This is a genomic window from Pseudofrankia sp. DC12 (assembly GCF_000966285.1).
GTDB lineage: Bacteria > Actinomycetota > Actinomycetes > Frankiales > Frankiaceae > Pseudofrankia.
This window is the reverse complement of sequence record NZ_KQ031391.1, coordinates 4091483-4117007: the sequence shown is the minus strand read 5'-3', so window position 1 is coordinate 4117007 and position 25525 is coordinate 4091483. Positions and strand designations below refer to the sequence as shown.

Here is a 25525-nt window from a genome sequence, read left to right as displayed (position 1 = left end):
CGATCAACCTGGCGATCGTCGGGGATGCTGCGTTCGCCGCCGCCATCCGCATCGGCAGACCGCACCGGCAGACCGAGCCGGCAGCCGACCGGGACCAGCCGGGCCAGCCGGGCCAGCCGGGCCCATTGGCCAAGCCAGCACACGCAGCCGTCCCGATCGCCCTCGGGGCTCGGCGGCGACGCGCCTCCCATGCCTTGCGTGGATGGTCGGTCCGTCGTCGGCTCGGCGGCGGCCATGCTGGGTAGCTGGCACCCGGCGGTGAGCGAGTTGGCCCGGTGGCGTCGGGTCGTCCAGCACCTGCGTTCCTGTCCGAGTCGCCGCATCCTGGAGGTAGGAGGCAGTGCGGCGAGGTGCCCGGATTCGGGACGTCCGTCCGCTCGCTCCGGGAGGTGACAGACGATCAGGCGGCGGACGAGCCGGCCGCCGAGTTGGCCCTGCTGGTGGTAGCGCAGCAGTGAGCCGGGGGTCGCGACCACGTTGAACAGCAGGTTCGTCGGGGTCACCGCCGGGCTCGGGACGCCATGCCAGCACGTCCAGTCACCGGAGAGCGGAGCTCGGGTCATCGAGGCACTGGCCAGTGGCATACCGACGATCAACGAGGCTCTTGATGAGTACGGGCTGCCGCCCGCGCACTACATCGACAGCGGCATCCGCTTCACCGTCGTTCTCCACGCACATGCGACCCGCCGGCCGCGGACGACGGCCGAACCAACGGCCCTAGAAACCAGGCTGGGCCGGACAGAACGCCGCGTTTACGATGCCCTGTCCACCAGGGGCCGGACCGTTGATGAGCTCTCCGACGAGCTTGGTCTCTCCGCTCCGAACGTCCGTAAGACCCTGCGCCGCCTCCGCGACCGCGGGCTGGTACTCCAACAGGGCGGCAAGGGGCAGGCGACCGCCTACCAACGCGTGACCTCATGAAGCCTCGTCGCCGCTCGAGGACACGGTCGGTTTTCACGCCGCAGCCCTTGTGAGGGTCGGAACGGTGGCCGCGCTCACCGGTCGCGCCCTTGCTGGGATGACCAGCTCCCACGCGACCAGTTCGTAGGCCGTTCACGTCAGCCGTGACCTTGTGCTGGACAGCCGGTCGAGTTCGCCTCATGGGCGGGCGGACCGGGCAGGTGACCAGCGGTGGACCTCCCACCGGACGACGGGCGCCAAGCGCACGACCCACCGCGAACGCCGCCGCCGAAAGTTCGGGCGCCATGTCGAGCGGCCGATCACGACCGTCTCGACCTGCGGGCACTCAGCCGCGAAGTGGAGCGCGAAGCGGACCAGGTACGACCGATGCAGCCAGAGCACGGCGATCGGCTTGTGTCGTCGGCGCTGGGCGACGGGCCATCTGCGGGCCTGGTCGCCGGCGCGATCAGCATGTGCGGATCGGCTGGTTCGAGCTGACCGTCACCACACAAACGGTAATGAATATCGTTGTCGATTGCAGAGGCGCGACACCGATCGGCACCGTGAATCATCCGACGCGCTCAGCCCCCCCGAGAGGACGATCCCGTCACGCCCTGCGACTCAGGGTGACGACAGTCGCGACACCCGCCAGCCGACCATCTCAAGGCGTGCGGCGACGCCCGCGGGCCCGCTGGGAGAAACAGCGTCTGGTCCGTCAGCCGGTGGCACAGGTGGCGCAGGTGCCGTAGATCTCGAGGGTGTGGTCGAGGTCGGTGAAGCCCTCGGCGGTGGCGACGCGGGTGGTCCAGGTCTCGATCTCGGTGGTGTCGATTTCGACGGTGCGGCCACAGGTGCGGCAGACCAAGTGGTGGTGGTGGTCCTGGGTTGAGCAGCGGCGGTAGAGGTTCTCGCCTTCCGGGGTGCGGACGACGTCGATCTGGCCGGCGTCGGCGAGGACTTGTAGGTGGCGGTAGACGGTGGTGAGGCCGACCGGTTGGCCCTGCTGGCGCAGGCGGGTGTGCAGGTCCTGGGCGGTGGTGAACACGGGGGTGCCGGCGAGCAGCGCGGCGATCGCGGCGCCCTGGCGCGTCGCACGGGTGGCGGTGCCCAGGCCCGGCCCCCGCCGGGCTGGCTGGCCGGCGGCGGCGGCGGGCGGGGTGTCACTCATCGTCATCGACCCGACGGGAGATCAGTGATCATCCCAGTGGCCGTCGTGACGGGCGTGGCGGTGGCCGTCGTGGACGTAGTCGACGTGGTCACGGTGCGGGACGGCGACATGTCCGCAGCCGTCGCCGTGGACATGCTCGTGCGCGGTGTGCTCGGTGTGCCCGGCGGCCTCGCAGTCGTCGTAGTGGCCGTCGTGGGCCCGGTGCAGGCAGCCGTCGTGGGCGTAGTCGACATGGTCACCGTGGGGAACCGCGATGTGCCCGCAGCCGGGGGCATGGGCGTGGTCGGCGCTGCTGTGATGTTCGCGGTGGGTGGTGGTGGTCATCGCTCCTCCTGGGCGTGAGTGAGGGCGTCGCGCACGATGTGCGCGACATGGTCGTCGGTGAGCCGGTAGACGACCTCGCGGCCGCGTCGCGCCGTGGCGACCAGGCCGGCTCCGCGTAACACCCGCAGGTGCTGGGAGACCAGAGACTGGCTGACTCCCACCGCCTCGACGATCTCGTGGACGCAGCGCGGCCCGTCGGCCAGACGGTCGATCACAGCGAGGCGCACCGGAGCGGCCAGCGCCCGCAACAGGACACTCGCCGCGTCGAACGCCTTCTCCGGCCCGTCGTCGCCACCTCCATCATCCACATGAAGACATTAGCACGTGTTCACGGTATGCGGACCTCAGAGCCCATCGGTCGAGTAGGTGCTGGACCTCGCTCAGCCGGTCGCGAGACCAACCGCAACCAGGCGCGACACCCCCGACAGCGCCGCGATGATCGCCGGCCTCCCCGCGAAGCCGAGGGCCGTCCGCGCGGCCATCGACGGCCAGCCTTCGCCGGCTCGACCGCGAGGCGGGCGGGTGGCGCAGAGGCCCATGGCTCCGGCGCGACCTCAGTTCGGGTCGCTACGCAAAGTAGTTGACCCGGGATGTTGCCGCGCGCCCGGCGGGCCAGCTAGGTTTCCTATTGGAAATGGTTTCCATCTTCAATAAGGAGGTTGGTATGCAGGACGTGCTCGTCGAGCCGGTCGCCGCGGTGGCCCCGGTGTCCGCACCCCAGGGCCCGGGCACCAACGCGCTGGTCCACAACCCGTTCGTGGTGGAGCCGGTCGCGGCCGTGGCGCCGGTGTCCGCGCCGCAGGGCCCGGGAACGAACGCGCTGGTGCACAACCCGTTCGTGATCGGTAGCTGACGTCACGGAGCCGGGCCCGGCGCTGACCCGCCGGGCCCGGCTCCGTGACCGTCCTGTCCGAACGAACAAGGGGATCACGATGAGGTTGGCGGCGGGTTATCACCTCTACCAGCTCCCAAACGGGAGCTGGGGTGCGGCCGGCCCGGGGGATGCGTTCCTGCGGATCGCCGGGCCACCCGCGGTGGTGCGGGATCTGCGGGACCGGCTTGCTGCCGGGACCCGGGCCGAAACGGCGTTCGCCCGCGCGCTCGACGGTGGCGACAGCTGCGAGGGCGCGCTCGGGCAGCTGGTCGCGGCGCTCGTCGAGCGCGGAGTCCTGGTGGGCGGCGAGGGCGCGGTGGAGCCGCCGGCGGGGGCCCGCGCGGCCAGGCCGGCGCTGCACGTGGGTGGCGACGGGCCGGTGGCTCGGCTCGTCGGTGACCTCGCCGACGGCTGGGCAGTGGTGCGCCGTGGGCCGCTCGACGAGGCGGCCGTGCGGGACGCCGACGTCGTTCTGTGCTGTGCGGGCTGGCTGCCGGACGCGGCCTGGCGGCAGGTCGAGCAGTGGTGCGGGCGCCACGGGACCGCATGGACGCGCTGCCACGCGGAGGGGCTGGCGCTGTTCGTCGGCCCGTTGACGGTGCCGGGCCGTTCGGCCGGTTATGCCGACGTGCGCGGCCGGCGGCTCGCCGCCGCCGCCACGCCCGACGAACTGCTGGCCCACTGGTCATGGCTGGACCGGCCGAATGAGGAACAGCCGGCCGTGCCGTGGCCTGGCCGCGGCGTCGTGGCCGTGGCGGCGGGGCTGTTGCTCGGTGAGGTCGAGCGCTGGTGGGCCACCGACCGGCTGCCGGAGGTCGACATCCAGTGGGAAGTCGGCCCGGACGGCGCGGCCACGCGTCACCCGGTACTGCCGCTGCCGGTGCTGGCGGCACCGGGCACCGAGTCGCCCGCCGCCTCGACGAGGGTGACGGTGCCGGCATGACGACGACGATGCGGACCGCGGCGGGCCTCTGCGTGAACCTGCGAGTCCCGGGAGGTGACGGCACTCCGCTCGCCGTCGACGTGCGGCTGCCACCGGAGGCGGACTGGCCTGTTCCGGTGGTCGTCACCCGCACGCCGTACGGCCGCTCGGCGCATCTGGCCGAAGCCTCCGGCTGGGCGGGACACGGGTTCGGCTACGTGGTCCAGGACGTGCGGGGCCGGTACGACTCGGAGGGCTGCTGGCGGCCGTACCTGGACGAACGCGCCGATGGCGCCGCCCTGGTGGACTGGGTCCTGGCGCAGCCGTGGTGCGACGGCCAGCTGGTCGCCTACGGCGGTTCCTACAGCGGCTACACCGCCTGGGCGCTCGCGGTGGAGCGCCCAGACGCGGTGGCGGCGGTGGTGAGCCTCGGCCCGTCGATGGGGCTGCACCGGACGAAGTTCGAGCCGAGCGGCATCCTGCGCCTGGCCGAGCACGCCTACTGGTGGCTGGAGCGAGCCGACGCCCGGACCAGCCGCGACGGCCTCGTCCGCCTGGTCCACAGCCGCCAGCCGGACGTTCTGGACCATCTGCCGGTCTACGAGCTGCCCGAGCGGCTCGGCGCGGTACTGCCGCACTGGGGTGACGTGCTGCGCACCGGCACCGCGCCAGGTCCGCAGGCACTCACCGACGAGGAACTCGCCCGGCTGCCAGCCGCGGCGTTCCACGTCGGTGGCTGGTACGACCTGTTGGTCTCCGAGACGCTGGGCCACTGGGAGCTCGTCGGTTCGGCGGTACGCCCCCGCCCGCCTCGGCGTCTCGTCGTCGGGCCCTGGGGACACGATCTGGCCTTCGCCACCACCACCCGGGTCGGGGGCCGTGACCACGGGCCGCGGTCGCGTTACGACTTCGCGGCTGCCTGCGTCGCCTGGCTGCGCGCGGTGCTGGCACAGCCGCCCGCGGCCACGTCCGAGGCCGTCGGCACCGCCGTGGCGTCCTCGCCGCAGCCGGCGTCAGCGCTCCTGCCCCGGGCAGCCTCGACAGCGCGGCGCTCAGGCGTGGAGGTGTTCGTCCGCGGCGCCGACGCGTGGACGAGCGGCACCTGCTGGCCGCCGCGCGGCGGCACCGAGAGCGTGCGGCACGCGCGCGCCGACGGTTCTCTGTCGGTCGAAGAAGCCGGACCCGCCGGTGCGCGCAGCTTCCGGTACGACCCGCGGGACCCGTTCCCGTCGGTGGTGGCTGGCACGGATCGACGGGCGCTGCTGGGCCGGCCGGACGCGGTCCGCTACCTGACCGAGCCGCTCGCCCAGCCGGTGACGGTGCTGGGGGCCGGCCGGGTCGAGCTGACGGCGCTGACCGACGCGCCCGACGCCGACTGGGTCGTACGGGTGCTCGCCTGGCTCCCGGAAGGACCGGTCCACGAGGTCGCCTATGGCACCGCCAGCTGGCCGGCCGGCCCCGGCGGGTCGACGGTCACCGGGCAGATCCCGCTGTCCGGCGCGGCCGAACGCGTACCGGCCGGCTCCCGGCTCATCCTGGAGATCACCAGCAGCGATCACCCCAACCTGGCCCGCAACCTGGGCACCGGGCGCGACCGCTACACGACCACGACGACCCATGTTTGCGACCAGACGGTGCTGTCGGGGCCCGGGCCGCGCGGCACCACCCTCGTCCTGCTGACCCAGACCCAGACCACCCCGGCCGACCGCGGCCGTGGGGCGTTCACCCTGACCGCCGACGCGGCAAGCGACGATGCCGGCACGGCGGCCGGTCCCCCATCGGCGCCCGTCGAACGCGTCGGCGCCTGGGCGACTTCCGCTGGCGGGCAGGCGTCATGACGGTCGAAGACCTTCTCGACCCGCGGCTGGGGGTGCTGACCGCGCTGGTCGACCAGCCTCCCGCGCCCGGCACGCCGGCAGGCTGGCTCGGGCGCAGCTCACAGGTGGGACGCACCGACCGGTTCGCCTCGTGGCGGGCCGACGGGTTCGGCTTCGGCGCCAGCCTCGGCGATGCCGAGGCGGCGCGGGGCGCGGCGATCGGCGAGGCGGTCGAGCGGTACTGCGGCAACGCCGTCGCGGCCGACCTGCCCGGGGCGAGCTGGACGGCGCTGCGCGCGGGAGGCCGGGCGGCGATCGACCCGCTGACGTTCGCGCTGTACTCCGACCGGCAGTACGCGACGCCGGGCTTCCCGTTCGTCCGCTTCACCCGCGGCCTGGAGGTCGCCTGGGTGGCCGGCACCGACCTGGCCAGCGGCGCGGAGGTGCTCGTCCCGGCGTCGCTGGTCTACCTCGACTACTTCCACGGCCCGCACCACGGGGAGCCGCCCGTCAACGCGCTGATGTACTCGGGGATCGCCGCCGGCCGCAGCCGCGCCGAGGCGGAGACAGCGGCGCTGGAGGAGCTGTTCGAGCGGGACGCCACGACGATCTGGTGGGCCGCCGGCGGGCCGGCACGGACCGTCGCCGACGGTGGTGTGCTCACCGGACAGCTGGGCCGGCCCTACCGGGACCGCCCACTGGAGGTCCGCCTGCTGGCGATCCCTTCCCAGTTCGACGTACCCGTCCTCGGCGCGCTCCTGGTCGACGACACCGACGGCATCCTCGCGTTCGGCAGCGCCTGCCGCGCCGACCCGTCGGCCGCTGGGGTCAAGGCCCTGGTCGAGGCCCTGCAGCTGCTCACGCTGACCCGCCAGCTCGTGGACCCCGCCAGCGACGTGTGGCGTGCGGTCGCCGCGGGCGACATCGAGCCGCACGTGTTCCTGCCACTGCGCCCCGACCGGTGCTACGGGCAGGCGGTGAGCCCGGACTACCGGGAGCTGGTGGACCTGCCGGCGGTCGCCCAGCTCTACCTCGACCCGACGGCCCAGCCCACGGCGCTGCGCCGGCTACGGCCCGAGGCGACCGTCGCCGTGGGCGAGCTGCCCGCGGTGCCCGCCGCCGCGCGGGCCGCCCGCGGCGCCTACCTGGAACGGCTGCGGGCGCACGGGCTACGAGCCGTCTCGGTGGACCTCACGACCCAGGACGTCGCCCGCTGCGGCCTGCGGGTGGTCCGCGTCGTGGTCCCGGGCCTGGTCGGCAACGGCCCGCCGGCCTACCCGCTGCGCGGCGGACGACGCCTCTACGACGTACCGGTCGCGCTGGGCTGGCACCCTGCGCCGCTGACCGAGGACGACCTCATCCGCCAACCGCTTCCGCTCGCATGACGACGACCACGACGAGCCGGCGACCCGACAAGGCGGCCGACGACCCGATGACGACCACAACCACACAGCCGGCGGCCGGTCCGGCGCGGGCCGACCTGCCCTACCCGCTGCTGTTCGACCCGCGGACCGGGATCGTGCGCCGGCTGGTGCCCCGGCCGGTACCGCCGTGGTTCCCGCCGTCGTTCACGCTGACCCACGCCTGGCTGTGCGACACGACCAGGTTCGGCCCCTGGCCGGCCGACGCCACCGGCGCCGGTTACGGCTTCGCCGACCCACGTCACGCTCTCGCCGCCGCACTCGGCGAGGCGGCCGAACGCTACTGCGGCAACCTCGTTCCCCCCGGGCTGCGCCTGGCCAGCCACGCCGAGCTCGTCGACGCCGGGCTCGACGCCGTCGACCCGGACGACCTGGCGCTGTATTCGGACGCGCAGTACGCGACGCCGGATTTCCCGCTCGTCCCGATGACGAGGGACCTCGTCCAGCGCTGGGCCCGTGGCCGCGACCTGCGCACCGGAGCGCCGGTCCTGGTGCCCGCCTCGCTGGTCTGGGTCTCCTGGTACGCGCCGTCCGCCGGGCAGCCCGCGCCCCGGACGAACCCGATCATCCAGGCTGGCCTGGCCGCCGGACCGGACCGGACAACCGCGCGGATCGCCGCGCTGCTCGAGGTCGTCGAACGCGACGCCATGACGCTGTCGTGGCACGGCGGGCGCGGCCTGCGCGAGGCTGTGGCACCGGACTGGCTGCGTGACCTGTGCCGGGGCCCCCAGGGCGTGCTCGACGTGCGGTTCCTCGCCTTCGACGACGAGTTCGGCGAGCCCGTCATCGGCGCCCTGGTCGCCGACCCCCAGACCGGCTACCTGACCCTTGGCATGGGCGTGCACCCCGACCCGCTCGACGCGGCGCTGAAGGCCTACGGCGAGGCGCTGCAACTGCAGCTGTTCGTCGCGGACTACGACAACCCCGACGGCCCCTACGCCCAGCTGGCCGCCCTGGCGACCAGCCCGCTCAAGCGCTGGCGGGCCGACCGCGGCTACCGGCGGTCCTACTGCGACGACCTCGCCGACGTCGTCGACTACGGCTGCCACCTCCAGCTGCACCTCGACCCTGCGGTCCAGGCGGCCTTTCTCCGCGAGCTCGCCCAGATGCTGGTCGGCGAGGTGCGCCTCGCAGACCTGGCGGCGCGGACGCCCGCGGCACAGCCAGCTGACCTGCGGCTGGCGCAGCTTGTCGGCCGGCTCGCCGCCCACGGCCACCGGGCCGTGGCCGTCGACGTGACCACCCCCGACGTCCGCCGCGCCGGCCCGCACGTCACCCGGGTCGTCGTTCCCGGCCTGTACAGCAACGCGGCACTCGGGCTGCCCTTCCTCGGAGGCCGGCGACTACCCCGGGCCCGGGCACACCCCCGCACCGTCGCCCTCCCGACGATGCCCCTGCCGCACTGACGGTCCGACCACCGAGAGGACCGCCTGGTCACGTGAGGTTCCTGACGATGTCCCCGACCATGTCCACATCCGACGTTGACAGCGCCGGTCATCTCGACGCCACCTTCGGGGCGGCCGGTCCGCCGGCGATCCCGCCCGTCGCCGCGGTGCCGCCCGCCGACCGGCCCACGGCCCAAAGCCGGCTGTCCGAGCCGGCACGGTTCGCCGTGGTCCTCACCGTGCTGGTGGTGGCCACACCGCTGGTGCTCGCCATGGCCGTGAGCCTCGGTGCGGTGCGGCTGCCGCTGGGCGAGGTGTGGTCGAGCGTGCTGGGCCACACGATCGGCCCGGTCGCGGGCCGCCACCCGACCCCCGGCGTCGACGACGAGATCATCTGGCAGGTCCGGGTGCCGCGGGTGCTGCTGGCGTTCGTCGTCGGCGCCGGGCTCTCGGTCGCGGGCGCCGCGCTGCAGGCGGTCGTGCGCAACCCGCTGGCCGACCCCTATGTCCTGGGCGTGTCGTCGGGGGCGTCGCTCGCCGCCGTCGCGGTGCTCACGCTCGGCGGAGCGGGCGGCGTGGGCTGGCTGTCCTCGCTCGGAGTGGCGGGGGCCGCCTTCGCGGGCGGGATGCTGACCCTGGCCGCGGTGCTCCTGCTCGGCCGCCGCGACGGACGGGTTGACCCATACCGGCTGCTGCTGGCCGGCGTCGCGCTCGGCTACCTGCTGACCGCGGGCACCAGCTATCTGCAGCTGCGGGTGAGCAGCAACCAGCTCGCCCACCTGCTGTTCTGGCTGCTGGGAATGGTGTCGGGCGCGGACTGGCACAAGCTGGGCCTGCCCGCCGCGACGGTCGCCGCCGCGACCGGCTGGCTGATCCTGCGCGGCCGGGCGCTCAACGCGCTGCTGCTCGGCGACGACGTCGCCGCCTCGGCGGGCGTGGCGGTCAGCGCGCTGCGCACCGAGCTGCTCGTCATCGCCGCGCTGCTGACCGGCACCGTCATCGCCGTCGCCGGCGGGGTGCAGTTCGTCGGCCTCATCGCCCCGCACGCCGTCCGGCTGCTGGTCGGCGGCGACCACCGCCGGCTGCTGCCACTGGCCGCGCTGCTCGGCGGCGACTTCCTCGTCGCCGCCGACCTGGCGGCCCGCACCGTCACCGAGCCGCTCGAACTGCCGCTGACCATCGTCACCGCGGCGGCCGGTGTGCCGTTCTTCCTCGTGCTGCTGCGCCGCGGCGGGCTCGGCGGCGCGCGGTGAGCGCGGGAGGAGACCCGCGGCGGGCGGACCGGGAGTCCGTGGCCACCGGAAGCGCGGCCGACCAGCGCACACCGGAGACGGTCAGCGGCCTGCGGCTGGACCGCGTGGGCGTCCGCCTCGACGGGGCCTCGATCCTGCGGGACCTGACGCTCGACTGCCCGCCCGGGACGTTCGTCGGCCTGCTCGGACCCAACGGCAGTGGCAAGTCCACCGTGCTGCGGACCGTCTACCGGGCACTGCGGCCGGCGACCGGCGCCGTCCTGCTCGACCGCCGCGACCTGTACCGGGAGCTGGGCCCCAAGGCGGCGGCGCGCCGGGTGTCCGCGCTCACCCAGGACCACGCCGCCGACGTGCACCTGTGCGTGCGCGACCTGGTCACCACCGGCCGCCTCCCACACCAGGGCACCTTCGGCCGGACCTCACCGCGCGACGACAACGTCGTCGACGACGCGCTGCGGACCGTCGGGATGGCCGCCCGCGCCGACCGGCCGGTCGCGACGCTGTCCGGCGGGGAACGCCAGCGGGTCCTGCTCGCCCGCGCGCTGGCCCAGCGGCCACGACTGCTCGTCCTCGACGAGCCGACCAACCACCTCGACATCGGAGCCCGGCTCGACCTGCTCGAACTGATCCGATCACTCGGCATCACCGTCCTCGCCGCGCTGCACGACCTCGACCTCGCCGCCGCGTTCTGCGACCTGGTCCACGTGCTGGACGACGGCCAGGTCGTCGCCTCCGGCTCCCCCGCCGACGCGCTCACCCCGGACCTGCTGCGCCGGGTCTTCCACGTAAACGCCCACCGCGGCAGCCACCCCGTCACCGGCCGGCCCCACTTCGCCTTCACCTCCCTGCGCACTCCCCCGCCGTCGGACGCGGCGGCGGCGCACAGCCGCGCCGCCGCGCAGCCGCTCTGCGACCAGACAGCACCAGCCCAGCCGGCGAAGGGGCGCACCCTCTCGTCGATCTCCCAGGAAGGAACACCATGAACCGCCGTCGTGTCCCCAGAGCGGCGCTCGCCCTCGGGCTGGCCTCCCTGACATCCGTCGCACTGCTGACCGCCTGCGGCGGATCCACCACGCCCTCGCGGTCGTCAACCGCCACCCAGCCCGCCGCCAATGTGGCAAGCCGGGCCAGCTATCCCGTCGACGTCACCAACTGCGGACGCACCCTGCACTTCGACCACGCGCCCGCCAGGGTCATCTCCGGCTGGCCCACCAGCAGCGACCTGCTCGTCGCCCTCGGCCTCGGCAAGGCCGTCGTCGGGCAGTACAACACCAGCCAGGGAACCCCCGCCGCGGCCCAGGCCGCGGCCGTCGACGCGATCCCCGTCCTGGCCGAGAACGCGCCCTCCAGGGAACAGTTGCTCGCCGCCCGGCCCGACCTGATCTGGGCCGACGGCTCCTACCTGTTCGACGGCCAGCAGCTGCCCACCATCAACGACCTGGCCGCCGGTGGCACCCAGGTCATGATCCTCAGCGGGTTCTGCACCGACGACGCCACCCGCGCCAAGGTCACCGACGTCCAGGCCGACCTCACAACCCTGGGAAAGATCTTCGGTGTGCCGGACCGGGCAGCCAGGCTGAACGCCGACATCGGTGCCCGGCTCGACGCGGTGACGGCGAAGACCGGCGGCCTGCCACCGATGACCGTCGCGATGATCAGCACCTTTGACGGGTCGATCTACACCTACGGCGGCGTCTACACCGACATCGCCACCCGCGCCGGCGCCCGCAACATCTACGCCGGCACCCTGCCCGCTGGCCAGTACTACGGCGAGCTGTCGAAGGAACGCCTCCTCAAGGACGACCCGGCGACCCTCGTCTACCTGCTCAGCGGCGGCGAGAGCGAGTCCGACGCCCGGGCGTTCCTCACCAAGACGCTGCCGACGATGACCGCCGTGCGCGCTGGGAAGATCGCCTTCCTGCCGCAGTGGGACTCCACCAACCTCGCCGGCATCCAGGGCGTCGAGACCCTCGCCGCCGCGCTGCACCCGTGAGCGCATCCCCCACAGCCATCGCCGGGGGTACCGGCCTGTCGACGGTACCGGCCAAAACCGGCACGGCCGGCCGGGGATACCGCCGGTTCCTGCTCGCCCGCACGGTCTCCTGGGCCGGTTCGGCCGTCACGCTCGTCGCGCTGCCGCTGCTCGCCTACCAACGCAGCGGCAGCGCGACGCTCACCGGGCTGCTCGCGGCCCTGGAGGCGGTGCCCTACCTGCTGCTCGGCCTGCCCGCCGGCGCGTGGGCCGACCGGCTCGACCCCCGCCGGGTGCTCGTCGGGTCCAGCCTGGCCAGCGGCCTGCTGCTCGCCACGATCCCCCTGGCCAACGCCCTCGGTGTACTGACCACCTTCCAGCTGCTCGCGGTCGCGGCAGCAAGCGCCGCCGCGCTGACCTTCTCCGACGCCGCCGGTTTCCGCGCGCTCGCCGCCCTGGTGCCACCAGGCGAGATGGGCCGGGCCACCGGCCGGCTCAGCTCCGCGGGCACGGTGGTCAGCCTGGCCGGCCCGGCGGCGGGTGGCCTGCTCGCCGCCGGCCTCGGTGCCGGCCCGACGATCGCCCTCGACGCCGTCAGTTTCGCCGCCTCGGCGCTCCTGATGGCCCGCCTCCCCCTCGCCGTCCCCGGCCAGGGGACCGCGGCCCCCGGCCCCGCCTCCGCGGGGTCAGCCAAGCCACCGCGGCGGCTGCGCGCCGATGTCGGTGCCGGGCTGCGTTGGGTGTGGCGGCAGCCGCTGGTCCGCACGCTCACCCTCATCGGCTTCGGCAACAGCCTCACCGCCGGCTTCGTCACCGGACTGGTCGTCGTCGTCGCGGTCCGCCAGCTCGGCCTCGGCACCGACGACGGACGCATCGGCCTGCTCTACGCCGCCGCCGGTGCCGGCAGCCTGCTGGCCAGCCTCACGATCGCGCCCCTGCAACGGCGCCTCCCACTCGGCTGGATCAGCCTCGCCGGTCTCGCCGGCGGGCTCGCTTTCCTGGCCGGCTGGACCGTGAGCCGCTCCCTGGCCACCGGCGCACTCGCCCTCGCCGGCTGGCAGGCCGCCAACACGCTGGTCAGCCTCAACGGCATCATCATCCGCCAGACCATCGCGCCGATCGAGCTCCAGGCACGCGTCAACACCTCCGCGCGGATCATCGCCTGGGGCGGCCAGCCCCTCGGCGCCGCGGCCGGCGGCTTCACCGCCCAACACGCCGGCCTGGGCCACGCCCTCACCCTCGCCGGCGTCGGGCTCGCGGTCTCCGTGATCGCCGGCGTGCTCACCCATCTGCCCAGCCAGCCCCGTCTCGCCGACCTCACCACCACCGCGACCCACCACGACAGCCCTGCGCCGCCCGGCGCCGGCGAATACCACTCGTCGACCTGAGCTACCTCAACACCCACACTCGGGTCCGCCTCGGCATCCAACCGTGCAACAGCCCGGGGTCGCCGACGACGGGTGACGCGGGCCCCTGTCCTCGGCTCCGCCACCAGGCGGCTACCGGCCAACACGAGAATTCGCTGGCGACGCGGCCAGGACCGGTTGAACCTGTCCTCCAGCACCCCGAGCGGTCCGGACGTTCCGACGCGGGCGACAAGGCGACCGCCGTATCCCGCGCGACGATCTGGACGGACATGTACTGCACCAACTCCGTCAACCAGGCGGCGAGGTGCTCACGGCCCGGACGCGCCGGACGGCCTCGTCGACAACCGTCGACGCCCCGACATGACCTCCCCTCGTGGTCCCGTCGTCGCTCATGGGACATCCGCTGGTCGCGTCCCGGAGTGGAGCGGCGAACTGTCCTCGGCAGCCGTCACAGCACCCGTGCCAGCGTCGGCACCGGCAGGCCAACTACCCGGTGACCTCGGCGCGGTCCTCGTGAACCGAACTCGAACATCCGCAAGGTCCCGCTGCCGCGGCCCGGCGGAGTCGGCGGAGACCTGTCGCCGTGATCGCGGTGAGGTAGGTGAGGGTGGCGGCGGTGAGGATGGCGAAGCTGGGCGGCAGTTTCGGCAGGTAGTAGCTGGTGGTGAGGCCGGCCCAGACGCTGCCGACGGCGATGAGGGCGGATAGTCCGAGGCCCGCAAGTGGGCGGGTGGTGAGTCTGTTGGCGGCGCCAGCGGGGGCGGCGAGCAGTCCGAGGATGAGCAGTGCGCCGACGACCTGGGTGGCTTCAGCGGTGGTGAGGCCGACGAGGGCGAGGAAGCCGTAGCCCAGGAGGCGGACGGGCAGGCCGCGGGCGGCGGCGACGTCTTCGTCGAGGCTGGCGAACAGCAGTGGGCGGGCGATGGTCAGGGTCGCGGCGCAGACGACCGCCGCGATCGCGGCGGTGAGGGTGGCGCGGTCGGCGGTGAGGCCGAGGATGGAGCCGAACAGGACGGTGACGCTGGCGGTTCCGTTGCCGGTGCCGCTGCGGGTGGTGGTGTAGAGGGCGAGGAAGAACACGCCGAGGCCGAGGATCCAGGCGAACACGCCGCCGATGACGACGTCGTCGGGCCGGGCACGCCGGCCGAGGGTGCCCATTCCGAGCGCGGCCAGGACGGTGATCGCAAACAGGCCGAGGCGGGCGTCGAGTCCGGCGGCGAGCGCGGCGAGCGCGCCGGTGAACGCGACGTGGGACAGCGCGTCGGCGGTGAAGACCTGGGCGCGCAGGACCAGGAAGTAGCCGACCAGGCCGGCGGCGAGCGCGACGGCGGTGCCGGCGAGGAACGCGTGTTGCATGAACGGGTGAGCAAACACGGCGCTCAGGCTCCAGCGGGCGCGAGGGCGGACGGCGGCCTGGTGGTGCGCTGCCCGAGCCGGGTGCGGGTGGCTGTCGTGGCGGACGCGGTGACGTAGAGGCCGAAGGCGAGTGTGGTCAGCCAGAACCCGACCGGGTAGGGCGAGTAGTAGGCGATGAACAGCGCGATGAACACGGTGACGGCCGCGAGGGCGACCGACAGTGCGAGGCCGGCCGCGGGCCTCGCGGTGAGCTGTCTCGCGGTGGCAGCGGGGAGGACGAGGAGCGCGAAGACGAGCAGGCTGCCGGTGATCTGGCTGATTTCGGCGACGGTGAGGCCGAGCAGGACCAGGAAGGCGGTGTCCAGCACCCGGGTGGGCACGCCGTGCGCGGCGGCCACCTCGGGGTCGATGGAGGCGAACAGCAGCGGTCGGCCGAGGATCGCGAGGACAGCGAGGACGAGGGCGGCGACGAGGGCGAGGGTGTTGACCTGGTCCGTGGTGATACCGAGGACGCTGCCGAACAGCAGGGCGTTGGTGCCGCCGAGGAAGCCTTTGTAGAGGGAGACGAACAGCATGCCGGCGGCGAGGGCGAAGGCCTGCACGGTGGCGATGGCGGCGGACTGTTCGGCGTAGCCGCCCTCGCCGCGGCGTGGCAGGGTGGCGATGGCGAGCGCGGCGGCGAGGCAGAACGTGTAGTAGCCGTAGGTCAGGCCGGCGCCGAGCCAGACCGCGCCGGCCGCGCCGGGGAATCCGGCGATGGCGAGGGTGTGGCCGGCGAAGGTCTGGCGGCGCAGGACCATGAACCAGCCGATGGTGGCGGCCAGGACAGCGACGATGAGCCCGGCGCGGAACGCGTTGACCATGAACGCGGCCGACCACATGTCGCGCAGGTCGGCGACCAGGTCCCAGCTGAACCCCCCACTCATGCCGGGTTGCCGTCTCGGCGCTCGGGGTGGCGGTTGGTGTGGCGCGCGGGCGCTTCCGGTTGACCGACGACGACAAGGCGGCCGTCCGAGGCCGTCAGGACCTCGACCGGCGCCCCGTACAGGCCCGATAGCGTCTCAGACGTGATCACCTGGGTGGGTGTGCCGGTCGCCGCGGCTCCTTGGCCAAGGTAGATGACCTGGTCGAGGTAGGGCAGCAGCGGGTTGACGTCATGTGCGACGATCACCACCGCGATGCCGGTCTGGCGGGCGATCCGGGAGACGAGCGCCGCGACGGCGGCCTGGTTCGGCAGGTCCAGGCTGTCGAGCGGCTCGTCGAGCAGAAGCAGCTCCGGCCCGGCGGCCAACGCCTGAGCGATGAGCAGGCGTTGCTGCTCGCCGCCCGACAGCGTTCCGATCGGCCGGTGCGCGTAGCTGGTGGCGCCGACGAGGTCGACGAGGTCGCGTACCCGGGCCGCCGCGGCGCGGGAGCGGCGGCCGGGTAGGGGGATGCCCCATCGGTGGCCGTCGACGCCGAGGCGGACGACGTCTAGCCCGCGGATGCGGGTCGATGGGTCGAAGCTGCGCCGCTGCGGCAGGTAGCCGACCCGGTCGCGGGCGTGTCGCGGCGGGCGGCCGAGGACGTGGATGCTGCCGGCCGCCAGGGGTAGCAGGCCGAGGGTCGCCTTGAGCAGGGTGGACTTCCCGGCCCCGTTGGGGCCGAGGACCGCGACGAACGCACCTGCTGGAACCGTGGCGTCGACGCCGGACCAGACGGTCCGCCCGCCCAGCGCGACCGCCGCCCCGCGGATCTCCACCGGTACGTGGCGGTCCACCGCGCCCGCCGACGCCGGCGCGGCGTCCCGGCGCGGCCCGGTCACCGGGTCGGGCCGGGGAGGCGGCGGCGCGTCGCGCACCACCGCTTCCCCCTCGCGCAGCTGCGTCACTTACCGGTCCCCGCGGCCAGGGCCTTCTGGAGGGCCTGGAGCTGGGCGACCTGCCAGTCCTGGAACGAGGCGCCGGCCGGGGTCAGGGTCTCGGTGATCGTGGTGACCGGGATCTTCTGCGCCTTCGCGGCGTCGACCTGGGTCTGGATGTCGGGGGTGGCGTTCTGGCTGTTGTAGACGTAGACCTTGATCTGCTTGTTCGCGATCTGGGCGTCGATGGTGGCCTTGTCCGCCGGGGTCGGGTCGGTGCCTTCGCTGATCGCGGTGAGGAACGCGGGCGGGGTGAGCAGGTCCAGGCCGAGCGCGGGCGATACCATCGAGAAGATCGACTCGGAGGCGCCGACCGGGGTGCCGCCGTAGCTGGCCTTGATCGCTGTGATGGTGTCGAAGTAGGTCTTCAGGTTGGTGGTCAGCACGGTGGTGTGCTGGGCGTCGAAGAACGCCGCGTCAGCCGGGTCGGTCTTCTTGTAGGCGGCGGTGATCGCGTCGATGACGGTGCGGACGTTGTCGGGGTTGTACCAGCGGTGCGGGTTGTCGCCGTCCTTCGCGCCGACGAGGTCGCCGACGGTCAGGGTGGTGCGGGACGGCGTCGGGTTGGCGTCGGCGAGCTTGGTCGCCCAGGCGTCGTAGCCGACCCCGTTGATGATCGCGACCTTGGCGGCGGCGATCGCGCGGCCGTCGGCGGCGGTGGGCTCGTAGTCGTGCGGGTCGGCGTCCGGGTTGTCGATGATGCTGGTGACCTTCACATGGGGGCCGCCGAGCTGGGTGGCGAGGCTGCCCCAGAAGTTCTCCGCGGCCACCACGTTCACACCAGTCGCGGCTGACGCGCCAGACCCCTTGTCGCCAGACGAGGTGGAGCAGCCGGCGAGCGCCAGCGCGACCAGTGCGGCGGCGCCGGCGACCCGGCGCGCGAGACGGCCACGGGTGACGCCCGAGGGAAGGGCCGAGGACACAGCAGACCTCCGAAGTAAGGCTGGATGAGCCTGACCAAACCTACTCGAAACGGTTTTCATTTTCAATAGACCGCCATGGGGTCGGGCCGTGGACGCCGGTGACGTCGCCCACGGCCCGGCCGGTCAGCAGTCGCGCAGCGTCGCGGACTGGTTGAGCAGCTGCCCGCGCGGCGAGATGAACGCCTGGTACCGCTCGCCGCCAACGGCGGCGAGGCGGAACGCCGCGACCCGGTGGCAGTTCTGGAACGCCAGCTTCACGCCGAAATGCCGCTCCAAGCCGCCGCGGATCGCGTCACTGGCCAGCGCCCGCAGCAACTGTCCCCGCTCCGCCTCACTCGGCGGCGGGACCGCGTGATCGGCGAACACGCCGCCATCCGCGGCAAGGTCCGCGGCGACCTGGCTGACGACGCCCCAGGCATACGGCAGGGACTGCCGGACGCAGTCGATGAACTCGGCGTCGGGTACCTGACCCGACTCGGCCTTCTCCAACAGGGCGGTGGGGACATCGAGCGACATGACATTCCTCCTGGATGTGTAAACGGATCGTCGCCTCGCGGGCGCGCAGGGTCAGAGCGCTGGCGCGTGATCGGCTAGGGGCCGACAGGACCGTCGGAGTACCGCTGCGCCCGGCCAAGGGGAAGGGCGTCAGGCCGTCATGGCTGACAGCGGCCGGGAGACGGCCCTCGCCGAGGGGATCGCCGCCTCGGCCACCGCCGTGGGATAGCGGAAGTCGGGATCTACCTGGGCGGCCAGATCAACGCCGGTCGCATCGTTGGCCCACGCGTGGGCGTTACGCAGATGGATCGCGTGCATCTGAGCCACGAAACGGCCGCAATCCCGGACGGTCCCATCGACGGCCGCCTGCACCGCCCCAAGCGCGGACCGGTTCGCCTGCTCAAGGTCGTCGAGGCCGAACGGCCGGCCCTGCTCCATCGCGCGCACCGGCGCCGACTGTGAGAACCACGCCAGCAGGTCGTCACCGACGGCGTCGCGCAGGAACGCGACGTCGTCAGCGTCGGCGACCTTGTTCCCGAGCACCGACACCGTGACGCCGAAGTCGGCCGAGTACTCGCGGTACTGGCGGTAGACCGACACACCCTTGCGCGTCGGCTCACAGACCAGGAACGTGCGGTCGAACCGGGTGAACAACCCAGACGCGAACGCGTCCGCGCCGGCCGTCATATCGACAACGACGTACTCGCCGAGGCCGTCGACCAGGTGGTTGAGCAGCAGCTCCACCGCCCCCGTCTTGGAGTGGAAACACGCCACCCCCAGATCGGCCTCGCTGAACGCCCCCGTGGCCAACAGCCGCACACCCCCGACGTCCAACCCGAAGCGCGACCAGACCGGGTTGTCCTCCGCCAGCGCGACAAGGCGCGACCCTCGCCCCGGCGGCGTGGTCTTCACCATGACGTCCGCCGACGGGATTCGCGGGTTGTCGCCGCGCAGGTAGTCCTTGAGCTCCCCGAGATGCTCGCCAAGCGGCACCGGGGCAACCTCGTCCTCCAGGCCGAGCGCCGCGCCGAGGTGCTGGTTGATGTCCGCGTCCACCGCCAGCACCGGGCGACCGGCAGCGGCGAGGTGCCGGCACAACAAGGCCGACAGAGTGGTCTTGCCGCTGCCACCCTTACCCACAAAAGCGATCTTCACAATGCGTGCTCCGAGTCATGGCTTCGTTGCCGAGATCGAGACTGTGTTGCCCGACATCGTAACGACAACCATTTCCAACAGCACGACAGGTGGGCCGTGTCGGGCCGTAGGTCCCCGAGCCTGCGGCGCCACCCCACCCCCAAACCCTCACAGCCCTGACCGTCAGGCCGCCACATCGGCGCCTGGCGACGCCCCGTCTCGCGCTTGGAGCGCCGGGAGACGTCGTCCGCCGGGACGGCTTCTCACCCAGCAGACAACGCCCGCCTGATCGAACGACGGGAGCCAGGGCTCCCGTCGCCGCGAGCGTCAACGGTCGCAGCGGCCGGTTGCTGACGGTTGTGCATTGGCGGTGGGACGGATCGCGCCTGCCGGTGGACCTACGAATAGCCCTTCGCGTGCGCCCAGGCCGTCCGGGCGCTCGCGGCCTTCTTGGCCGAGCCCACATGCCGACCGTTCGCCCAGGACCGCACCGACTGCCACAACTCCGCGTCCGGGTCGGCCGGCGGCACGGGCGTCGGCGGCGTGGGCGTGGGCGGAACCGGCGTGGGGGCGTCGGAGTGGGAGGCGTCGGGGTCGGCCCCGGCGGATTTGGCCCGCTTCACACGGGCCGGTGCCTCGCTCGTGGTCGTGGTCATCAGGTGCCTCCTCCTCGGCCGGGCCGAGGCCCAGCCTCTCGGATCGGAGTTACACCGTTGTTTTACGCTTCCAGCGCCATGGCCAGGCCTCGACCCGGCCGATAGCGCGGCGCTTAGTCGTCGATGGCTGGGGGGTCGGTGGGGGTTGGGGTGAGGCGGGGTAGGGTCGCGGCGCCAGCGGCGAGTAGCGCGACGATGCCCATTTGGAGGTATTCGGCGGTGGCGAACGCGCGGGGGACGCTGTTGGGCTCGATCGCGAGGTAGATGGTGCCGAGGGTTGCGACGCCGAGGGCGAGTCCGCTCTGTTGCACGGTGATCAGTACGCCGCTGCCGATCCCGCCGAGGCGGGTGGGGACGTCGGCCAGGACGCTGCGGAACAGTCCGGCGAACAGCATGGACTGGCCGGCTCCGACGAGAGCGAGCGGCGCGGCGGTTGTCCAGAGGTTGACGTGCGGCCAGTTGTGGACGAGGACCGTCACGAGGGTGGCGAGTCCGGCGAGTTGGATGATCGCGCCAGCGGACATCGCGGCTCGGCCGAAGCGGCGCAGTAGGCGTGGTGCGAGCAGGGAGCCGGCGGAGAACAGCAGTGCCATCGGCAGGATGGCCAGGCCGCTGTGGAGGGCGTCGGCGTGTAGTCCGTCTTGGACGGTGAGGGCGAACATGAACATGAACGCGCCGAAGCCGACGCTGAAGATCAGGACCATGGCCAGGCCGCGTGACATGGACGGAAGGCGCAGCAGAGACGGTGGCAGCAGGGGAACCTCGCCGCGTTGTTCGGCGCGCTTTTCCACGGTGTAGGTCGCGGCGGCGAGCCCGGCCGCGAGGGCGATCAGGAGCCAGGTCCACCAGGGCCAGCCGAGGGAGTGGCCCTCGGTGAGGGGGATCAGCAGGGCGGCGAGGGCGGCGGCGAACAGGACGGTCCCGGGTCCGTCGATGCCGACGGGGTGGGGCGAGCGGGTGGCGGGCACGATCCGGCCCGCGATCAGTAGCACGATCAGGCCGACGGGCACGTTGACGAGGAAGATCGGCCGCCAGGAGGTGCCGGCGATGTCGGCGCTGACCAGCAGGCCACCCAGCAGCTGCCCGACCACGGCGGCGATGCCTGACGTGGCGCCGTACATCGCCAGCGCGCGGGCCTTGCGCTCGCCCTCGAGGATGTGGTGGAAGGTGGCCAGCACCTGGGGAACGAGGAGTGCCGCTGTTCCTCCTTGGAGGATGCGTGCCGCGATCAACGCCCCGACCGTGGGCGCGAGGCCGCAGGCGAGGGAGGCCAGGACGAAGCCGACGAGCGCGCCCAGGAAGAGGCGGTGGCGGCCGTAGCGGTCACCCAGCCTGCCGCCGAGCACCAGCATCGCGGCGTAGGCGACGCCGTACCCGGCGATCACTAGCTGCAGCGAGGAGGCCGAGGCGTGCAGCGAGGTGTCGATGCTCGGCAAGGCGACGTTCGTGATGAAGAAGTCCATGATCGGCATGAACGCGCCGGCCAGCAGGATGCACACCCCGAACGGGTGGAGCTCGCCGACGCGGGCCATGGCGCGCAGCGACGCCGACGCCGAGCCGTGCAGCGCGGGGACGTGTGTCGTCACAGCAGCACCTCCAGATAGTTATGAGCAGATAATAACTTCGGAAGTGATGATGGGCTCATAACTATGCTCTGGCAAGGGTCTACGCTGTGACGTGTGACCAACGACCAGCCGCAGTCGGTCGAGCAGACAACCGGCCCGCCCGTCGATCCTCGGTGGGGGGAACTCGCCGACCTGGCGCTGATCATTAGCCGGGAGATCCAGTTCCGCGGCTACGCCGACGAGCGGGCCGTCTCGCTCACCCCGTCGGAAGGCATGGTCATGCGGTTCCTGCAGCGAGAGACAGCCGTCGCCCCCAGCCGGATCGCCGACGCGACCGGACTGCAACGCACCAATCTGTCCGCTGTGCTACGCGGGCTGGAACGTCGAGGGCTCATCGAACGCGAGGCCCAGCCGGACGACGGCCGGGGCGTGATTGTCCGCGTAACGGAACGCGGCCGGACCAACTATGCGCTGGTACGACACGAGTGGGCCACGGCCGTGTCCGCCGCCGGCGGCGACGACAGCGACCTCGACACAGCCCTCACCCTGCTACGCACCGTCACCGCAGGGCTCGTGAGCACCCGCCCGCGCAGCCCGTACTCCCAACCCGCGGCGTGACCCAGGAATCGCCAAGTACGCCTTGGGGTATCCTTCCTCGTCGTTCCGGCCTCGGCCGCCAGCCGTCCGCGCCCGGCTACTTCGCCTTCGACGCGGTGCTCAACCGCAAGGACCACCCGGTCTTCGACCCGACGACAGCGCCACGGCCCCTGACCGCCCCCGAGTTCGTCGCGGCACGCGCCGAAGGCGCCCTCGTCGTCGATACCCGCGACCCGCAGGAGTTCGCCGCCGGACACCTGCGCGGCTCGCTCAACGTCCCCGCCGACGGCCGGTTCGCCGAAACCGTTGGCATGGTCGTCGACCCCAGCCGCACGCTGCTCGTCATCGCCGCGCCCGGCCGCGAGGAGGAAGTCGCCGTGCGGTTCGCCCGGATCGGCTTCGACCAGATCACGGGCTACCTGCGCGAGCCCGAAGGCGCCTTCCGCGAGATGGCCGACGGGGCCGCGCCAGACCAGGTCGTCCCCGCCAGCCGGATCACCACCGACCAGCTGCGGGACGCGCTCGGCCGGACGGCCGAACAGGGCGGCGCACCCGTCGTGCTCGACGTGCGCAACGCGGGCGAGCGCGCGCTCGGCGCGATCGACGGCTCGCTGCACATCCCGCTCGCGGAACTCACCCGCCGCCTGGCCGAGGTGCCCGCCGACCGGCCAGTCGTCGTGCACTGCGCTGGCGGCTACCGCTCCTCCGTCGCCGCGAGCGCCCTGCGCGCCGCCGGCCGCGACGACGTCTCCGACCTTCTCGGCGGCTACACCGCCTGGGCGCAGACGCTCCTGCCCGCCGCCGGCTAACCGCACCGCTCCCGCCTCTCTGGCGCGCTCGCCCACGGCCGACTATTCTGTCTGTGACAGATGTTTCTTGGCTGATGGGGATGAGGGCTGTCCGCCGCTGGGACGGTCTCCGGAGGAGCGGGCAGATGAATCCCGGCACAGGCACCCCCGCGTCCCGCCGCCCGCTGGTGTCCGTGCTGACTCACGAACGCGCCCGCCCGAGCACGGTCCGGAACCTGCGGGGCGGCTGGTGGCTGGCCGTCGCGACGGTGTGCTTCGGCGCCTTCATGGGCCAGCTCGACGCGAGCATCGTGACGCTCACCTATGCCCCGCTGCGCGCACAGTTCCACGCACCCCTGGCCGCGGTCGAATGGGTGTCGCTGGCCTACCTGCTGCCCCTCGTCGCTCTGCTGGTCCCGGTCGGCCGCCTCGCAGACTCCCACGGGCGCAAGCTGTTCTACCTTTATGGCTTCCTCGTGTTCACCGCGGCCTCGGCCGCCTGCGGACTGGCTCCGAGTCTGGCGGTGCTGATCACATTCCGGGCTGTGCAGGCCGTCGGCGCCGCGATGCTGCAGGCCAACAGCGTCGCCCTCGTCGTGACCAGCGCCCCCCGGCCAAGGATGCGCGCCGCGCTCGGCGTGCAGGCCGCCGCCCAGGCCCTCGGCCTCGCCCTCGGTCCCACCATCGGCGGCGCCCTGGTCGCCACCGTCGGGTGGCGGTGGGTCTTCGGCATCAACGTGCCGATCGGGCTGATCGCGCTGGTCGCCGGCTACTACCTGCTGCCGCGCACGCACGAGCGCACCCACGCCGCCCGGCTCGACTGGGCCGGGCTGACCCTCCTCGCGACCGCGGCCACCGCGCTGCTGCTCGCGGTGTCCGCCATCTCCGGCCTGCACGTGCCCGCCGGTGGCGCCGTCGCGCTCTTCGCCGTCGCACTCCTCGCCGGCGGGGGCCTGGTGCTGTGGGAACGCCGGACGGCCGCACCCATGATCGATGTCCACGTCCTGCGCGACTCCGGCGTCGCCCGGGGCCTGGTCGGCGCCTCTGGCGGCTACCTCGTGCTGTTCGGCCCCCTCGTCCTCATCCCCATCGTCCTCGTCGACCACGGCGTCTCCGCCCTGCACGCCGGCCTCGTCCTCACCGCCCTGCCTGCCGGCTTCGCGGTGGCGGCCAGCGGCGCCGGCTCGGTCCTGCCGAACCGCTGGAGTGACCGCCGCCGCTGCACGCTCGGAGCCGCTGCCTGTACCTCGGCCCTGACTGCCATGCTCGTCGCGCCACTCACCCCAGCCTGGCTGGTCTCCCTGCTGGTCGTGCTCGGCCTCGGCCTCGGCGCCTACACCCCGGCCAACAATTCCATGATCATGGGTGCGATACCAGCACGGACCGCGGGCACCGGCGGAGGGCTGATCAACATGACCCGCGGCCTGGGCACCGCACTCGGCGTCGCCCTGGTCACGCTCGCCCTGCACCTCGCCGACGGGACCGCCGGGGCACGCCTGGCTCTCGCCAGCCTCACCGCCGCATCCTTCGTCCTCATCAGCCCCGTCGTCGGCCACTCCCGTGACCCGAGACGTGCGCCATCGGCCGACATCGACAAATATCGGGCGGCCATGCGAGTCCCCGCCCCGGACCACGAAGACGGCCATGGCGAAATAGCGAGGGCCCACGGTGAATCGCGACCAGAGCACCGCACTGATTGATCTCGGTGGCCGCGGCGCTGACCACCGTGGCATTCCTCAGCGGGGCCTGGCCGCTTTTGATCGCCGCCGGAGGCTGGGCGCTGCTCACCGCCGGCCAGTTCGGGCTCGCGCTCCGGGCCCGCCGCCATCGCAAGAACAAGGCCGTGTCGTAGTGCCTCTCAAATCCGCCAGACACGGCAAGAACGCAGCGGGCGCGGCGGTCGGATCGTTGGTCGGACTGTTCGGCGTCGGCGGCTCGCCGATAGCCACACCGCTGCTATCCGTCCTCGGCGTTCCCGGCCTGCTCGCGGTGGCCTCACCGCTGCCCGCGACCATCCCCGCGGCGCTGGCGGCCGTCATCCCCTACCTGCGCACAGATGGGGCCCAGCCTCGCGCAGCGGCGTGGACCGTCCTCGACGCGATCCCGGCGACTGTCGCCGGTGCGCTGCTGTCCAGGGTCGTCGGCGGGCCGGCGCTGCTGCTCGCCTCGGGGGTAGTGCTGGTGATCGTGGGGGCGCGGGTGATCAGGCCGATCGAGGAGACCACCCGGCGCGCCGGAGCCGCTCGGCGCGCCAACCGGGTTCTGCTGGTGGCGACGGCTGCCGGCGTTGGTCTGTTCACGGGCCTGCTCGCCAACGGCGGCGGGTTCCTGCTCGTCCCGATGTATCTGGTCGTCTTCGGACTGGACATGCGTCAAGCCGCCGGGACCAGCCTGTTGGTCATCGCCGGGCTCACCGTTCCCACCCTGGCGACGCACTGGGGGCTCGGGCACGTCGACGGCGCGTCGCCGCGGCGTTCGCGTTGGGGATGGTCCCCGCCAGCGCCGCCAGCTCCCGCCTCGCGCGGACGGTCACCGGAAGCACGCTGCGCCGGGTGTTCGGCTGGCTCCTCATCACCTGCGGCGCGGGATTCATCGTCTACCGGATCGCCGGCGGGTGAACCAACCCTGACCTCGTTCAAGGGTGCCGAGCGGTCGAGCGGGCAGGCACCTCGACAACAATAGGTCTGTGTCCGAGGTAATCTCGGGCA

At 72.8% G+C, this 25525-nt stretch carries 26 protein-coding genes; 15 read left to right on the top strand and 11 right to left on the bottom strand.

The features are described from left to right. The first annotated feature begins 477 nt into the window (after nucleotides 1-477). Entirely contained in the window at nucleotides 478-921 is a 444-nt protein-coding gene (locus tag FRADC12_RS16455; RefSeq protein WP_045877309.1) for a helix-turn-helix domain-containing protein, read from the top strand. Nucleotides 922-1615: 694 nt separating this feature from the next. Here FRADC12_RS16455 and FRADC12_RS16445 read toward each other — a convergent pair. The 3 genes from FRADC12_RS16445 to FRADC12_RS16435 are packed head-to-tail and all read right to left on the bottom strand — an operon-like array spanning nucleotide 1616 to nucleotide 2700. Then, nucleotides 1616-2068 carry a Fur family transcriptional regulator gene (locus FRADC12_RS16445; RefSeq protein WP_045879716.1) on the bottom strand — a complete coding sequence of 151 codons (453 nt, stop codon included), beginning with the start codon at nucleotides 2066-2068 and terminating at the stop codon, nucleotides 1616-1618. Nucleotides 2069-2089: 21 nt separating this feature from the next. Then, nucleotides 2090-2392: a hypothetical protein gene (locus FRADC12_RS16440; protein ID WP_045877307.1), complete on the bottom strand. Its 303-nt coding sequence runs from the start codon at nucleotides 2390-2392 to the stop codon at nucleotides 2090-2092. Beyond that, nucleotides 2389-2700 carry an ArsR/SmtB family transcription factor gene (locus FRADC12_RS16435; RefSeq protein WP_045877306.1) on the bottom strand — a complete coding sequence of 104 codons (312 nt, stop codon included), beginning with the start codon at nucleotides 2698-2700 and terminating at the stop codon, nucleotides 2389-2391. Before FRADC12_RS16435 ends, FRADC12_RS16440 begins: the two co-directional genes overlap by 4 nt. A gap of 356 nt (nucleotides 2701-3056) precedes the next feature. Here FRADC12_RS16435 and FRADC12_RS16430 point away from each other — a divergent pair, with 356 nt between their 5' ends. From FRADC12_RS16430 to FRADC12_RS16390, 9 genes are all read left to right on the top strand, one after another. Further along, nucleotides 3057-3245 carry a streptamidine-related RiPP repeat protein gene (locus FRADC12_RS16430; protein ID WP_045877305.1) on the top strand — a complete coding sequence of 63 codons (189 nt, stop codon included), beginning with the start codon at nucleotides 3057-3059 and terminating at the stop codon, nucleotides 3243-3245. 79 nt (nucleotides 3246-3324) lie between these two features. Beyond that, entirely contained in the window at nucleotides 3325-4209 is an 885-nt protein-coding gene (locus FRADC12_RS16425) for a hypothetical protein (RefSeq protein WP_045877304.1), read from the top strand. Further along, a complete protein-coding gene (locus tag FRADC12_RS16420) occupies nucleotides 4206-6026 on the top strand; it encodes a CocE/NonD family hydrolase (protein WP_052710958.1) in 1821 nt (606 codons plus the stop codon). Before FRADC12_RS16425 ends, FRADC12_RS16420 begins: the two co-directional genes overlap by 4 nt. After that, nucleotides 6023-7390, top strand: a complete 1368-nt coding sequence (locus tag FRADC12_RS16415) for a YcaO-like family protein (protein WP_045877303.1) — start codon at nucleotides 6023-6025, stop codon at nucleotides 7388-7390. The genes FRADC12_RS16420 and FRADC12_RS16415 overlap by 4 nt, the downstream gene beginning before the upstream one ends. Further along, nucleotides 7387-8832: a YcaO-like family protein gene (locus FRADC12_RS16410; protein WP_198152935.1), complete on the top strand. Its 1446-nt coding sequence runs from the start codon at nucleotides 7387-7389 to the stop codon at nucleotides 8830-8832. Before FRADC12_RS16415 ends, FRADC12_RS16410 begins: the two co-directional genes overlap by 4 nt. A gap of 59 nt (nucleotides 8833-8891) precedes the next feature. Further along, entirely contained in the window at nucleotides 8892-10064 is a 1173-nt protein-coding gene (locus tag FRADC12_RS16405) for a FecCD family ABC transporter permease (RefSeq protein ID WP_084011356.1), read from the top strand. Continuing rightward, nucleotides 10061-11047, top strand: a complete 987-nt coding sequence (locus FRADC12_RS16400) for an ABC transporter ATP-binding protein (protein WP_232303847.1) — start codon at nucleotides 10061-10063, stop codon at nucleotides 11045-11047. Before FRADC12_RS16405 ends, FRADC12_RS16400 begins: the two co-directional genes overlap by 4 nt. Further along, nucleotides 11044-12057 carry an ABC transporter substrate-binding protein gene (locus tag FRADC12_RS16395; protein ID WP_045877302.1) on the top strand — a complete coding sequence of 338 codons (1014 nt, stop codon included), beginning with the start codon at nucleotides 11044-11046 and terminating at the stop codon, nucleotides 12055-12057. The genes FRADC12_RS16400 and FRADC12_RS16395 overlap by 4 nt, the downstream gene beginning before the upstream one ends. Beyond that, nucleotides 12054-13424, top strand: coding sequence for an MFS transporter (locus FRADC12_RS16390; RefSeq protein ID WP_052710957.1), 1371 nt, complete (start codon nucleotides 12054-12056; stop codon nucleotides 13422-13424). The genes FRADC12_RS16395 and FRADC12_RS16390 overlap by 4 nt, the downstream gene beginning before the upstream one ends. Nucleotides 13425-13889: 465 nt before the next feature. Here the strand turns inward: FRADC12_RS16390 and FRADC12_RS16385 are convergent, their stop codons facing one another. From FRADC12_RS16385 to FRADC12_RS16350, 8 genes are all read right to left on the bottom strand, one after another. After that, nucleotides 13890-14777 carry a metal ABC transporter permease gene (locus FRADC12_RS16385; protein ID WP_232303846.1) on the bottom strand — a complete coding sequence of 296 codons (888 nt, stop codon included), beginning with the start codon at nucleotides 14775-14777 and terminating at the stop codon, nucleotides 13890-13892. A 5-nt stretch (nucleotides 14778-14782) separates the two neighbouring features. Continuing rightward, the gene (locus FRADC12_RS16380; RefSeq protein WP_045877300.1) at nucleotides 14783-15685 is read right to left on the bottom strand and encodes a metal ABC transporter permease; all 903 of its coding nucleotides are present in this window, start codon (nucleotides 15683-15685) and stop codon (nucleotides 14783-14785) included. Next, nucleotides 15682-16629 (bottom strand): metal ABC transporter ATP-binding protein, encoded by a 948-nt coding sequence (locus tag FRADC12_RS16375; RefSeq protein WP_232303845.1) that lies wholly within the window; start codon nucleotides 16627-16629, stop codon nucleotides 15682-15684. The genes FRADC12_RS16380 and FRADC12_RS16375 overlap by 4 nt, the downstream gene beginning before the upstream one ends. Beyond that, the gene (locus tag FRADC12_RS16370; protein ID WP_045877299.1) at nucleotides 16626-17582 is read right to left on the bottom strand and encodes a metal ABC transporter solute-binding protein, Zn/Mn family; all 957 of its coding nucleotides are present in this window, start codon (nucleotides 17580-17582) and stop codon (nucleotides 16626-16628) included. The genes FRADC12_RS16375 and FRADC12_RS16370 overlap by 4 nt, the downstream gene beginning before the upstream one ends. A gap of 123 nt (nucleotides 17583-17705) precedes the next feature. Then, complete coding sequence (locus tag FRADC12_RS16365) at nucleotides 17706-18098, bottom strand: SCO5389 family protein (RefSeq protein ID WP_045877298.1); 393 nt, start codon at nucleotides 18096-18098, stop codon at nucleotides 17706-17708. A gap of 129 nt (nucleotides 18099-18227) precedes the next feature. Further along, nucleotides 18228-19217 carry an ATP-binding protein gene (locus FRADC12_RS16360; protein WP_232303844.1) on the bottom strand — a complete coding sequence of 330 codons (990 nt, stop codon included), beginning with the start codon at nucleotides 19215-19217 and terminating at the stop codon, nucleotides 18228-18230. A 392-nt stretch (nucleotides 19218-19609) separates the two neighbouring features. After that, entirely contained in the window at nucleotides 19610-19867 is a 258-nt protein-coding gene (locus FRADC12_RS16355) for a hypothetical protein (protein WP_045877296.1), read from the bottom strand. Nucleotides 19868-19980: 113 nt separating this feature from the next. Further along, nucleotides 19981-21453, bottom strand: coding sequence for an MFS transporter (locus tag FRADC12_RS16350; protein WP_198152934.1), 1473 nt, complete (start codon nucleotides 21451-21453; stop codon nucleotides 19981-19983). Nucleotides 21454-21546: 93 nt separating this feature from the next. Here FRADC12_RS16350 and FRADC12_RS16345 point away from each other — a divergent pair, with 93 nt between their 5' ends. The 5 genes from FRADC12_RS16345 (at nucleotide 21547) to FRADC12_RS16330 (ending at nucleotide 25499) form a co-directional block, all read left to right on the top strand. Further along, nucleotides 21547-22050 (top strand): MarR family winged helix-turn-helix transcriptional regulator, encoded by a 504-nt coding sequence (locus FRADC12_RS16345; RefSeq protein WP_045877295.1) that lies wholly within the window; start codon nucleotides 21547-21549, stop codon nucleotides 22048-22050. Then, nucleotides 22047-22838 carry a rhodanese-like domain-containing protein gene (locus FRADC12_RS16340; protein WP_232303843.1) on the top strand — a complete coding sequence of 264 codons (792 nt, stop codon included), beginning with the start codon at nucleotides 22047-22049 and terminating at the stop codon, nucleotides 22836-22838. The genes FRADC12_RS16345 and FRADC12_RS16340 overlap by 4 nt, the downstream gene beginning before the upstream one ends. Nucleotides 22839-22963: 125 nt before the next feature. Next, nucleotides 22964-24517, top strand: a complete 1554-nt coding sequence (locus FRADC12_RS16335; RefSeq protein WP_084010868.1) for an MFS transporter — start codon at nucleotides 22964-22966, stop codon at nucleotides 24515-24517. A gap of 5 nt (nucleotides 24518-24522) precedes the next feature. Continuing rightward, a complete protein-coding gene (locus tag FRADC12_RS32365) occupies nucleotides 24523-24669 on the top strand; it encodes a hypothetical protein (RefSeq protein WP_198152933.1) in 147 nt (48 codons plus the stop codon). Beyond that, the gene (locus tag FRADC12_RS16330; protein WP_052710955.1) at nucleotides 24669-25499 is read left to right on the top strand and encodes a sulfite exporter TauE/SafE family protein; all 831 of its coding nucleotides are present in this window, start codon (nucleotides 24669-24671) and stop codon (nucleotides 25497-25499) included. Before FRADC12_RS32365 ends, FRADC12_RS16330 begins: the two co-directional genes overlap by 1 nt. The last annotated feature ends 26 nt before the right edge of the window (nucleotides 25500-25525 follow it).

Bases quoted from the DNA above. Each gene is read 5' to 3' on its own strand.
- FRADC12_RS16445 (WP_045879716.1), bottom strand. From the start codon at position 2,068: ATGAGTGACACCCCGCCCGCCGCCGCCGCCGGCCAGCCAGCCCGGCGG.
- FRADC12_RS16440 (WP_045877307.1), bottom strand. From the start codon at position 2,392: ATGACCACCACCACCCACCGCGAACATCACAGCAGCGCCGACCACGCC.
- FRADC12_RS16430 (WP_045877305.1), top strand. From the start codon at position 3,057: ATGCAGGACGTGCTCGTCGAGCCGGTCGCCGCGGTGGCCCCGGTGTCC.
- FRADC12_RS16425 (WP_045877304.1), top strand. From the start codon at position 3,325: ATGAGGTTGGCGGCGGGTTATCACCTCTACCAGCTCCCAAACGGGAGC.
- FRADC12_RS16420 (WP_052710958.1), top strand. From the start codon at position 4,206: ATGACGACGACGATGCGGACCGCGGCGGGCCTCTGCGTGAACCTGCGA.
- FRADC12_RS16415 (WP_045877303.1), top strand. From the start codon at position 6,023: ATGACGGTCGAAGACCTTCTCGACCCGCGGCTGGGGGTGCTGACCGCG.
- FRADC12_RS16410 (WP_198152935.1), top strand. From the start codon at position 7,387: ATGACGACGACCACGACGAGCCGGCGACCCGACAAGGCGGCCGACGAC.
- FRADC12_RS16405 (WP_084011356.1), top strand. From the start codon at position 8,892: ATGTCCACATCCGACGTTGACAGCGCCGGTCATCTCGACGCCACCTTC.
- FRADC12_RS16395 (WP_045877302.1), top strand. From the start codon at position 11,044: ATGAACCGCCGTCGTGTCCCCAGAGCGGCGCTCGCCCTCGGGCTGGCC.
- FRADC12_RS16380 (WP_045877300.1), bottom strand. From the start codon at position 15,685: ATGAGTGGGGGGTTCAGCTGGGACCTGGTCGCCGACCTGCGCGACATG.
- FRADC12_RS16365 (WP_045877298.1), bottom strand. From the start codon at position 18,098: ATGTCGCTCGATGTCCCCACCGCCCTGTTGGAGAAGGCCGAGTCGGGT.
- FRADC12_RS16355 (WP_045877296.1), bottom strand. From the start codon at position 19,867: ATGACCACGACCACGAGCGAGGCACCGGCCCGTGTGAAGCGGGCCAAA.
- FRADC12_RS16335 (WP_084010868.1), top strand. From the start codon at position 22,964: ATGAATCCCGGCACAGGCACCCCCGCGTCCCGCCGCCCGCTGGTGTCC.